This window comes from Phycicoccus flavus, assembly GCF_004025965.2.
GTDB classification, from domain to species: domain Bacteria; phylum Actinomycetota; class Actinomycetes; order Actinomycetales; family Dermatophilaceae; genus Phycicoccus; species Phycicoccus flavus.
Genome location: NZ_SAYU02000097.1, coordinates 1 through 11,315 on the forward strand (window position 1 = coordinate 1; position 11,315 = coordinate 11,315).

Genomic DNA, 11,315 nt, shown 5'->3' on the forward strand with positions numbered 1-11,315 from the left:
CGCACGGCCTCCGCCGAGGCCGAGCGGGCCGAGCGGGCCATCGCCCAGGCCGAGGAGCGGCTGGAGGCCGACCGGACCGAGCTCGCCGCGCTCGCCGAGCGGCTGGAGCAGGCCGAGGCCGAGCCCGCCGAGGACCACGCCGAGCCCGCCACCGACGACCGCGACCGCCTGGAGCTCGAGGCGAGCCGGGCCCGCACCGCCGAGACCGAGGTCCGCCTGGCCCTGCGCACGACGGAGGAGCGGGCCCGCTCGCTCGCCGGCCGGGCCGACTCGCTCGAGGGCGCCGCGCGCAACGAGATCGCCGCCCGCGAGCGGCTGCGCGAGCGGCAGGAGCGGCGCCGCCGGGAGGCCGCGGTCGCCGCCGCCGTCCACGAGGCCGCGACCTACGCCGTCCACCGGGTGTCCGACGCGCTGGCCCGGGCCGCCGTCCTGCGCGACGCCGCCGAGGCCGAGCGCGCCGAGCGCGACCGGGCGGCCACCGCCCTGCGCGCCGAGCTCGGCCGCGTCCAGGACGAGCTGCGCGACCTCACCGACGCCGCCCACCGCGACGAGATGGCCCGGGCCCGGCAGCTGGCGCGCATCGAGCAGCTCCAGGCCAGGGCGGTCGAGGAGCTCGGCGTCGACCCCGAGGTCCTCGTCGCCGAGTTCGGGCCGGACCAGGCCGTGCCGCACGTCCCCGGACCCGACGACGACCCGGGCGCGGAGCAGTCGGCCGTCCCCTACGTCCGCGAGGAGCAGGAGAAGCGGCTGCGCAAGGCCGAGCGCGCCCTCTCCCAGCTGGGGCGGGTCAACCCGCTGGCGCTCGAGGAGTACGCGGCCCTGGAGGAGCGGCACACCTTCCTCACGACCCAGCTCGAGGACCTCAAGCGCTCCAAGCGGGACCTGCTCGACATCGTCCGGGAGGTCGACGAGCGCGTGGAGCAGGTGTTCACCGAGGCCTTCTACGACACCAAGGAGCAGTTCGAGCGCGTCTTCGACCGGCTGTTCCCCGGCGGCGAGGGCCGGCTCGTCCTCACCGACCCCGACGACATGCTGACCACCGGCATCGAGGTCGAGGCGCGCCCGCCGGGCAAGAAGGTCAAGCGGCTGTCGCTGCTCTCCGGCGGCGAGCGCTCGCTGGTCGCCGTGGCTCTGCTCGTCGCGATCTTCAAGGCCCGGCCGAGCCCCTTCTACATCATGGACGAGGTCGAGGCCGCGCTCGACGACACCAACCTCGGCCGGCTCATCACCCTCTTCGAGGAGCTGCGCGACTCCAGCCAGCTCATCGTCATCACCCACCAGAAGCGGACGATGGAGGTCGCGGACGCGCTCTATGGAGTCTCGATGCGAGGCGACGGCGTGACGACCGTCGTCAGCCAGCGCATCCGCGACGTCGCCGCCACCGCCTGAGCCGCGTGCGGCCCCCGGACGCGGCGTTCGCCCACCTCCGGCTGGTAGGCGGGGACTGCCGGGTCGTCGCGGCGGGCGCCGGCCCCGGGCGTGGTCAGCCGCCGGCGTGCCGGGTGGCGAGCAGGGCGCGCTCGTCGTCGTCGGTGAGACCGCACCGCCGGGGCTCGTCGTCCGGCCGCCGCTCCTCCCAGGCCAGGGTGTCCTTGAGGGTGTCGACGAGCGGCCGGGTCGCAAGGCCGAGCCCGCGCGCCGCCGCGCCGGTGCGGGCCGCGAAGCCGGCGTAATCGGGGAACGGGAGCCAGAGGGGGAGCGAGCGCGGGCCCATCCACGGCTCGACGCCCTGGTCGGTGAGCCAGGCGGGGTCGGCCGGGACGGGCCGCGACGCCGATCCGGCCGCCGCCCGGGCGGCGTCGAGCACCCCGCCGAGCGTCGTCGTCGGACCGACGGCGTCGACGACGCCCGGCGTCGCGCCGGCCGCGCAGCGCACGAGCCACGCCGCGAGGTCGCGCACGTCGAGCAGCTGGGCCGGGGCGTTATGGTCGTCCGGCACGAGCACCTCGCCGTCGACGGCGGGGTGCGCAAACCGCCACGGGTACCAGCCGGAGCGCCCCGAGGTGTCGCCCGGCCCGCCGATGAGGCCCGCCCGGGCGACGAGCACGTGGTCCTCGCCCCACTGCTCCCGGTACGACACCTCGCAGGCGACCTTCTTCGCGCCGTAGCCGTCGGGGTCGTCGCCGGCCTCCTCCCGTGGGGTCAGGAGGGGCGTCGACTCGTCGGCCCCGACGACGGAGTGGTCGGCGTAGACGTTCCCCGTCGAGACGAACACGACGTGACCCGCCCGCCCGGCGAGGGCGCGCACGGCCCGCCGCACCTGGCCGGGGTCGCGGGCGACGTCGAGCACGGCGTCCCACTCCTCGACCTCGACGCCGCCCAGCCCGTCGTCGGACCGGTCGTGCCGGACGAGCCGCGCGCCGTCCGGCACCGCGCCCGAGGTCCCGCGCGCCACGCACGTCACGTCGTGGCCGGCGTCGAGGGCGGCCCGCACCACCGCGCGGCCGAGGAAGGCGGTGCCGCCGAGGACGAGGAGTCGCATGCCGGACAGCCGACCACACCGGTGCCCCGGCGGGGAAGGGCGTTCGGCCGGCAGCGGAACCCCGGTCGGACCGGCCCGGCCGAGCGGAGCCCCGGTCGGCCCGGCCGTGCGGTGCCCCGGTCGACGATGCCCTGGCCGAGCGGACCCCGGTCGGCGATGGACGGTCCGCCCCGCCCGGGCCGCCCCGGGACTGCTTCGCACCGGGACCTTAAGGTTCGCAGGCCCTCCGTTCCCCGGCGGACCCGAAGGTTCCGGGATCAGGCGAGAAAGGTGAGGCGCGGGCGGGGGGAGGGAGGGACCGGCGGGGCGGGGTGGCGCGGGGTGGGTGGGCGCGGGGCGGGGGAGAGGCGCTCGGGGGGAGGGGCCGGCGAGCCGTCAGCGGGCGATGCCGCCGAGGTCGCCGGGTGGCCAGAACCGCAGGACGACCGGCCCGACGACGCGGGTGGTCGGCACGAGCCGGGCGCACTCGGGGCCCTGGGTCGCACCCCGGCAGCCGATGACCGAGTCGGCGGACTGCGAGCGGTGGTCGCCGAGGACGAGCAGGGTGTCCTCGGGCACCCGGATCTCGGGGAAGCAGCGGGTGCTGCGCGGGGTGCTGGAGCAGTCGAGGGTGCCCGGCCGGAACGGCAGGTCCTCCTTGACGTAGGGCTCGACGAGCGGCCGGTCGTCGACGGTGACCGCGCCGTCGGTGCTGCAGCACGCGACCCGGTCCCCCGGCAGGCCGATGACCCGCTTCACGGTGTACGAGGTGTTGCTCGGCCCGATGCCGGTGAGGTCCCCGACGAGGCGGACGCCGCGCTCGACGACGTCGCCCGACGGTGGCAGCCGCCGGTCCTGCCAGGAGGCGCCGTGACCGAAGACGACGACGTCCCCCCGGTTCCACGTGTCGTCGAGCCGGTTGACGAGGATGCGGTCGCCGACCTGGAGGGTGTCCTCCATCGACTGCGACGGGACCCCGAACGGCTTGACGAAGAAGGCCTGGACGAGGGCCACGCCGACGACGGCGACGACGACCTCGGTGAACCACGGCAGGCGGCGGCGGCGGGCGGGCCGGTCCGGCGCGGTTCCGGAGTCGGACACGCGCGCCACGATAACCGCGCGACCGCCCGGGCCGCCCGCCCACCTGCGGCTGCGCCCCGGACGTGACGACATCGAGACCTTGGCGCCCTTCCTGAGAGGTCGCTGGCAGACCTGAGAAGAGGCTGGCAGCGTCCGCTGACAGGAACCTGCCAGTCCGTCCGGAACGGGCGTACGTTTCCGCGTGGCGCCCCACCCGACGCCGATCGGCGCGCCGTGGACCAGCTGCGACGCCAGGTCAGAGGGAGACCGATGAGTCCGTTCACCACCACCCGCCGGCGGGTCGTCGCCGGCATCGTCGGCACGGGGCTGGTCGCCTCGGCCGGCATGGCGTTCGCCGGACGCCACGAGCTCAACGAGCAGTGGCTGAAGTACCAGTGGCGCGACCGGGGCTACAACGCCGCGGTCATGGAGAAGGCCCTGATGATCGCGGGCGGCAACCCGACCGAGGCGCAGTCGGAGTCGCGCGAGGCCGTGACCATCGCCGAGCAGTTCGCCCAGGCCCGCACCGCCCCGTCGGGCATCGTCGACTCGGGCGCCTACGGGAACGCCTACTCGCAGATCAGCAGCCTGCCGTCGACCGCCGGCACCTGGCACGAGGTGACCAAGAGCCCGTACAACGCCGACGACCCGCGCTACCGCGACTGGTTCTCCAACAGCAGCGGCGGCGCCGGCTACGTCACCGGCCGGGTCACCGGCCTCGCGGCCGACCCGGGCGGCAAGTACGTCTACGCGGCCGGGGCCGACGGCGGCGTCTTCCGCAGCTCGAACGCGACCGCGGCGGCCAAGGGCAGCGGTCCCTCTTGGCAGGCGCAGTCGGCGAACCCGGGCTGGACGCCCATCGCCGACCAGCTGCCCTCGCTCTCCTCGGGCGACCTCGAGCTCGCCAAGGACGGCTCGCTGTGGTTCGCCACCGGCGAGGCCAACACCGGCGGCACCTCGTACGTCGGCGCCGGCGTCTACCGGCTGGGCGACCCGAAGACGGGCTCGTTCAGCACCGGCGACCAGGTCGGCGGCCAGGAGCTGCAGTCGACGACGATCGGCCGGATCCGTCCGGGCGGCGACGGGAAGATGTGGGCGGCGACGAACCGCGGCATCTGGTACCACAGCGGCTCCAGCGACAGCGGGGCGTGGACCTTCGCCTTCGCGCCGAACATGTCGTGGATGCCGAAGATCACCGACGACGCGGGCAACGTCCTCGTCCCCGAGGGGTCGAACTGCACCGACGACATCGCCTGCGGGCCGACGAACGCCGCGTACAAGAACATCGTCAACGACATCGCGGTCGACCCGAAGAACCCCAAGCACGTCGTGGCCGCCATCGGCTGGCGCTCGGGCGACACCTACAACGGGTTCTACGAGACCAAGGACTACACGAAGGGCCCGTCGAGCTGGCACAAGCTCGCGGTCACGCTCGGCAACATCAAGAACGGCAGCGACGTCGGCTACACGACGTTCGCGTTCAGCAAGGCCGGTGACCGGCTCTACGCGCTGGTGCAGCAGCCGAGCAAGATCGCCTCGAGCTCCAGCCTCATGGGCATCTACGTGTCCAAGACCGGCTCCCCGCTCGGACCGTGGAACCAGATCGCCAACGAGGCCCAGCTGCACAACAGCGGGTCGGCGCTGGACCGCAAGGGCTACGGCGTCGGTGTGCAGGCCTGGTACAACCAGTTCCTCACCGTCGACCCGAACAACCGCGACCACGTCTGGGCCGGGCTCGAGGAGGTCTTCGAGACCACGGACGCCGGCCGTCACTGGGCGACCCCGTCCCCGTACTGGAACTTCTACTTCCCGTGCTGGAGCATCTCCGACGCCAAGAACACCTGCCCGCTGGCCGGTCACCCCGACCAGCACTCCGTGGCCGTCGGCGGCAAGAACGTATTCTTCGGCAACGACGGCGGCGTCTACCGCCGGCCGGTCAACGGCTCGCTCAACGCGAACAAGAACGCCACCGACCTCGTCGCGATGAACGACGGGACGAACAGCGCGCTGCAGTACTACTCGGTCTCGGTCGGCAAGGACACCGAGCACGGCGGCATGGTCGTGTCCGGTGGTCTGCAGGACAACGGCGTCTCGAACCTCTTCCACGTCAACCCGGACGGCAGCAATGCCGACCCGGCCGGCCGGATGGGCTCGAACTTCGGCGGTGACGGTGCGGACGGGTTCGCCGACCCGCGTCAGGGCTGCAACCAGATCCAGGAGTACGTCTACCTGTCGCTGTACGTGACGAACAACTGCGCGCAGAACCCCGGCGCCACCTCGGAGGCGACCGCGACCTCGCGCAGCCTCGACCCGGGCGACCCGAACCCGCGCTTCATCGCCCCCGTCGGCATCGACGCGGGCAACCCGGACGCCGGCATCTTCGGCGGCCAGTACGTCTACACCGCCGACAAGGTGTGGCAGGCGCAGGACTCCAGCGCGCTGAAGAAGGTCTTCGACAACGGCTCCGGCCACTCGACGACCGCGGTCTCCATGGCCAACGGCGTGGCGTACACCTCCTGGTGCGGTCCCTGCAACAACCAGGGCTTCACCCGGGGCATCTCGACGAACGCGGGCGGCACGTGGCACCAGCTGACGCTCCCGGCCTCGTTCCCGAACCGCTTCGTCCAGGGCCTGTGGGCCGACCCGGCCGACGGCATGCACGCCTACGCCGCGGTCAACGGGTTCTCCCGCCGTTTCACGGAGGGTCCGGGCGTCGGCCTGGGGCACCTCTACGAGACCAAGGACGGCGGCAAGACCTGGACCGATGTGTCGGCGAACCTGCCCGACGTGCCGGCCAGCACCGTCAAGCAGCTCCCGAACGGCGCGGTCGTCGTCGGCACCGACCTCGGCGCCTTCTACCGGGCGCCCGGGGCGACGGACTGGCAGCGGCTCGGCAGCGGCCTGCCGCTGACGGTCGTCATGAAGCTGGAGCTCGGCCCGGACGGCGTGCTCTACGCCGCCACCCACGGCCGCGGCATCTGGAGCATCACCCCGCCGGCCTGACCGGCACCGCACGCCCGACGGCGCGGACCGCACTCGCGGTCCGCGCCGTCGGTGCGTTGTGGTCGAATGAGAGAACCCCGAAGTCCCCGACGAAGGAGCAGCCAGGTCCATGAGGTCCGGCATCGAGACATCCGCGATGGACACCGCCGTCCGCCCCCAGGACGACCTGTTCGCCCACGTCAACGGGCTCTGGCTGAAGAGCTCCTCGGTCCCGGAGGACCGGGGCCGCTGGGGCACCTTCGACGTCCTGCGCGAGCGCGCCGAGGAGCACGTGCGCACCATCGTCGAGCAGGTGGCCGCGGACACGCCCACCGCCCCCACCGAGGGGGACGCCGCGAAGGTCGGGGCCCTGTACTCCGACTTCATGGACGAGGCCACCGTCGAGCGGCTCGGCGCCGGGCCGGTCCTGCCGGACCTGGACAGGGTCACGGCGCTGCGGGACACCTCCGGCCTGCCCCGCCTGCTCGGCGAGCTCGCGCGGGACGGGGTGGACGGCGTCGTCGTCCCCTTCGTCAACACCGACGACCGCGACCCCGACCGCTACGTCGTCTACCTCGAGCAGGCGGGCCTCGGCCTGCCCGACGAGTCCTACTGCCGCGAGCCGCACTTCGAGGAGCAGCGCACGGCCTACCGGGCACACGTGGCGCGGATGCTCGCGCTCGTCGCCTGGCCCGGGGCCGAGGCCGCGGCCGACCGCGTCATGGACCTCGAGACCCGCATCGCCGCCGAGCACTGGAGCAAGGTCGCCAACCGGGACCCGGTGAAGACCTACACCCTGCTGGACCGGGCCGGCCTCGCCGAGCTCGCCCCCGCCCTGGACTGGGACGCGTGGCTCGAGGGGGTCCAGGCCCCGCCCGGGACCCTCAACCAGGTCGTCGTCCGCCAGCCGGACCACCTGCGCAACGTCGACCGGCTGCTCGGCGAGGTCGGGGTGCAGGCCTGGCGCGACTGGCTGGCCTGGCACCTGGTCCACCGACACGCGCCGTACCTGTCCTCGGTGTTCGTCGAGGAGAACTTCGCCTTCTACGGGCGCACCCTCTCCGGCATCCCGCAGCTGCGGGACCGGTGGAAGCGCGGCGTCGCGCTCGTCGAGGGCGCGCTCGGCGAGGCCGTCGGGCGGCTCTACGTCGAGCGGCACTTCCCGCCGTACGCCAAGGAGCGCATGGTCGAGCTCGTCGACAACGTCGTCGAGGCCTTCCGGCGCAGCTTCCACGAGGTGCCGTGGATGAGCGACGCCACCCGGGCCGAGGCCCTGGCCAAGCTCGAGCTGTTCACCCCGAAGGTCGGCTACCCGGACACCTGGCGCGACTACTCGGCGCTCGAGGTCGTCCCCGGGGACCTGCTCGGCAACGTCAAGCGGGCCACGGCCTTCGAGGTCGACCGCGACCTCGCCAAGCTCGGCGGACCCGTCGACCGCGGCGAGTGGTTCATGACCCCGCAGACGGTCAACGCCTACTACAACCCCGGCATGAACGAGATCGTCTTCCCGGCCGCCATCCTCCAGCCGCCGTTCTTCGACCCCGACGTCGACGACGCGGTGAACTACGGCGGCATCGGCGCGGTCATCGGCCACGAGATCGGTCACGGCTTCGACGACTCCGGCTCGCAGTTCGATGGCCGCGGCGAGCTGCGCGACTGGTGGACCGGCAGCGACCGGGAGGCCTTCCAGGAGCGCGCCGACGCCCTCGCCGCCCAGTTCGACACCCTCGAGACCCGGGACGCGCCGGGCAAGAAGGTCAACGGCTCGCTCACCGTCGGCGAGAACATCGGCGATCTCGGTGGGCTCACCATCGGCCACGCGGCCTACCGGATCTCGCTCGGGGACCAGGAGGCGCCCGTCATCGACGGACTCACCGGCGACCAGCGCTTCTTCGTCGGCTGGGCCCAGGTGTGGCGCGGTGTCTCGCGGCCCGCCGAGGCCGAGCGCCTGCTCGCCGTCGACCCGCACAGCCCGGTCGACGTGCGCGCCAACGCCCCGCGCAACCTCACCGAGTTCCACGAGGCGTTCGACACCGCCGAGGGCGACGGCATGTGGCTCGCGCCGGAGCAGCGCGTCCGCATCTTCTGACGCCGCGGCCCGCCCGCCCCCGGCACGCCGGTTTGGGGCGGGCGGGCCCGCTTGGCACGATGGGCCGGTGACCGACACCCTCTGGACCTACGCCGTCATCGGCCTCGTCGTCCTCCTCGTCGCGGGCGGCGTCGTCGTCGGCCTGCTGCGCGGCCGGGGCGGTGCCACCGCCCCCGAGCGGGAGGCGCCCGAGGCGCCGGGCACCCCCGGGCCGTCCGACGCCGACCTCGCGCCGGACGGGTCGATCGGCACCATCGAGCACCCCGGCGAGGTCGTCGAGGACGAGCCCGAGGCGCCGCCGGCGACCCCGGCGGCACCGGCCGTCGAGGCGCCCGAGGCGCCGGCCGGCCGGCTGCGCCGGCTGCGGGCCCGGCTGGCCCGCTCGAACACCGCGCTGGGCAAGGGCCTGCTCGCGCTGCTCGCGGGCGGGAAGCTCGACGAGGCCGGCTGGGAGGAGGTCGAGGACACCCTGCTCGCGGCCGACCTCGGCGTCGCCGCGAGCACCGAGCTCGTCGAGGCGTTGCGCACCCGGGTCGCCGTCGAGGGCGCCCAGGACGAGACCGCCGTCCGGCGCATGCTGCGCGAGGAGCTGCTGCGGCTCGTCGACCCCGCGATGGACCGCTCGCTGGCCGACGAGCGGGTCGACGGCCGGCCCGCCTGCGTCCTCGTCGTCGGGGTCAACGGGACCGGCAAGACGACGACCGTCGGCAAGCTGGCCCGGGTGCTCGTCGCTCAGGACAAGGACGTCGTCCTCGGCGCGGCCGACACCTTCCGCGCCGCCGCCGCCGACCAGCTGGAGACCTGGGGCGGGCGCGTCGGCGTGCCCACGATCCGCTCCGACCGCGACGGCGCCGACCCCGCGTCGGTCGCCTTCGACGCCGTCCGGGCCGCCGCCGAGCTCGAGGCCGACGTCGTCCTCGTCGACACCGCGGGGCGCCTGCAGAACAAGGTCGGGCTCATGGACGAGCTCGGCAAGGTCAAGCGGGTCATCGAGAAGCAGAGCCCGGTCGACGAGGTCCTCCTCGTCCTCGACGCGACGACCGGCCAGAACGGCATGAAGCAGGCCGAGGTGTTCTCCCAGGTCGTCGGCATTACCGGCATCGTGCTCACCAAGCTCGACGGCACGGCCAAGGGCGGCATCGTCGTCGCCGTGCAGCGGGCGCTCGGGGTGCCGGTCAAGCTCGTCGGGCTGGGGGAGGGCCCCGACGACCTCGCCCCCTTCGACCCTGAGGCCTTCGTCGACGCCATCGTCGAGTGACCCCCCGGGCGCCCAACCCCCCGCGCCCAACTTTCTCGCCTGATCCCGGAGGGTTCACCTTCGCCGCGCTTCGGAGGGTGCGCGAACCCGAAGGTCGCGGGATCAGGCGAGAAAGTTCGGTGCACTTTCTCGCCTGATCCCGGAAGGTTCACCTTCGCCGCCCTTAGGAGGGTGCGCGAACCCGAAGGTCGCGGGATCAGGCGAGAAAGTTCGTCGCACTTTCTCGCCTGATCCCGGAAGCTTCACCTTCGCCGGCCTTCGGAGGGTGCGCGAACCCGAAGGTCGCGGGATCAGGCGAGAAAGTTCGGCGGCGGCGGCGGCGGCGGCGGCGGCGGGGAGCGGGTGGTCCCGGGCGCGGCGGGAGGGCTCAGCGGGGCGGGTGGGGGGTGACGGCGCAGGCGGGCGTGCCGCCGGGCAGGCGGTAGCGGTTGGCGGCGACCCAGCGGTAGACGACGCCGGCGACGGCGTTGACGCCGGGCGCGAGCAGCAGCGCCCCGACCAGCCGCGCCCACGGCGCCCCGGCGAGCAGGCACCGCGCGATGGCGTCCTGCGCCGAGGACACCCGGCCGTCGGCGGCCACCCACTGGACGGCCTCGGTGCACTGCCCCTCGGTCAGCCCGTAGGCGTCGAGGTCGAGCCGCTGCCACGGCAGCACCGCGAACCGCGAGGACCCGCGGACCCGCCGCTCGAGCAGCCCGGCCGAGGTCGTGCAGAACCCGCAGTCGCCGTCGAAGACGAGAACGGGGCGAGGAGCGTGCACCGCCTCATCGTCCCACGGACGCGGGTCTCATCATGCGGGACTCCCACGGGCCCGAAACGCGATGCTTACACCCGCGGGACTCCCGAAACATGGGCGTAACGGGACACGGCGGACGGTGAAACGCCGGGCGGCGACAGTACTGGCCCATGAGCACGGTACTTGTCCCCATGGCGGATGCCGCGGAGACGCTCGACTACGGGTCGACCGCCTTCGTCATCATCTGCGCGTCCCTCGTCCTCCTGATGACCACCCCGGGTCTCGCGCTCTTCTACGGCGGCCTGACCCGGGCGAAGTCGATCCTCAACATGATGATGATGTCCTTCGGTGCGATGGGCATCATCGGCGTCGTCTACGTCCTCTGGGGCTACTCGATGTCCTTCGGCACCGAGAACCTCGGGGTCATCGCGAACCCGTTCGAGAAGTTCGGCCTCTCGAACATGGAGCCCATCTACAACAGCTTCGGCTACGAGGGCTACGGGAACATCCCCGAGCTCGCCTTCGTCGGGTTCCAGCTGACCTTCGCCGTCATCACCGTCGCCCTCATCAGCGGCGCCGTGGCCGACCGCGTGAAGTTCTCGACCTGGATGGTCTTCGCCCCCATCTGGGCCACCCTCGCCTACTTCCCGATCGCCCACATGGTCTGGGGCGGCGGCATCCTCGGCGGCTCCGGCAGCAGCATCTCCGG

General features: G+C 73.4%; 7 protein-coding genes and 1 pseudogene. 5 read left to right on the forward strand and 3 right to left on the reverse strand.

Annotated features, from left to right (window positions below):
• On the forward strand, positions 1-1,389 hold a 1,389-nt coding region (locus EPD83_RS18820), incomplete at its 5' end, for an AAA family ATPase (RefSeq protein ID WP_165566997.1).
• Between the two features lie 94 nt (positions 1,390-1,483).
• On the opposite strand, the gene EPD83_RS18825 is transcribed toward EPD83_RS18820, so the two are convergent.
• Both EPD83_RS18825 and lepB read right to left on the reverse strand, forming a co-directional pair.
• Complete coding sequence (locus EPD83_RS18825; RefSeq protein ID WP_165566998.1) at positions 1,484-2,482, reverse strand: NAD-dependent epimerase/dehydratase family protein; 999 nt, start codon at positions 2,480-2,482, stop codon at positions 1,484-1,486.
• A 375-nt stretch (positions 2,483-2,857) separates the two neighbouring features.
• Positions 2,858-3,562 carry a signal peptidase I gene (gene lepB, locus EPD83_RS18830; protein WP_235950722.1) on the reverse strand — a complete coding sequence of 235 codons (705 nt, stop codon included), beginning with the start codon at positions 3,560-3,562 and terminating at the stop codon, positions 2,858-2,860.
• A gap of 249 nt (positions 3,563-3,811) precedes the next feature.
• On the opposite strand from lepB, the gene EPD83_RS18835 reads away from it, so the two are divergent.
• From EPD83_RS18835 to ftsY, 3 genes are all read left to right on the forward strand, one after another.
• The gene (locus EPD83_RS18835) at positions 3,812-6,544 is read left to right on the forward strand and encodes a WD40/YVTN/BNR-like repeat-containing protein (RefSeq protein ID WP_165566999.1); all 2,733 of its coding nucleotides are present in this window, start codon (positions 3,812-3,814) and stop codon (positions 6,542-6,544) included.
• A 109-nt stretch (positions 6,545-6,653) separates the two neighbouring features.
• Positions 6,654-8,612 carry a M13 family metallopeptidase gene (locus EPD83_RS20815; RefSeq protein ID WP_128368282.1) on the forward strand — a complete coding sequence of 653 codons (1,959 nt, stop codon included), beginning with the start codon at positions 6,654-6,656 and terminating at the stop codon, positions 8,610-8,612.
• A 67-nt stretch (positions 8,613-8,679) separates the two neighbouring features.
• Positions 8,680-9,870, forward strand: a complete 1,191-nt coding sequence (ftsY, locus tag EPD83_RS18840; protein WP_128368114.1) for a signal recognition particle-docking protein FtsY — start codon at positions 8,680-8,682, stop codon at positions 9,868-9,870.
• A 367-nt stretch (positions 9,871-10,237) separates the two neighbouring features.
• Here the strand turns inward: ftsY and EPD83_RS18845 are convergent, their stop codons facing one another.
• Positions 10,238-10,630 (reverse strand): thiol-disulfide oxidoreductase DCC family protein, encoded by a 393-nt coding sequence (locus EPD83_RS18845; protein WP_128368115.1) that lies wholly within the window; start codon positions 10,628-10,630, stop codon positions 10,238-10,240.
• Positions 10,631-10,776: 146 nt separating this feature from the next.
• Between EPD83_RS18845 and EPD83_RS18850 the strand changes: the two are divergent.
• Positions 10,777-11,315: pseudogene (locus tag EPD83_RS18850) on the forward strand (ammonium transporter); the annotation flags it as partial.

Bases quoted from the DNA above. Each gene is read 5' to 3' on its own strand.
- EPD83_RS18835 (WP_165566999.1), top strand. From the start codon at position 3,812: ATGAGTCCGTTCACCACCACCCGCCGGCGGGTCGTCGCCGGCATCGTC.
- EPD83_RS18825 (WP_165566998.1), bottom strand. From the start codon at position 2,482: ATGCGACTCCTCGTCCTCGGCGGCACCGCCTTCCTCGGCCGCGCGGTG.
- EPD83_RS20815 (WP_128368282.1), top strand. From the start codon at position 6,654: ATGAGGTCCGGCATCGAGACATCCGCGATGGACACCGCCGTCCGCCCC.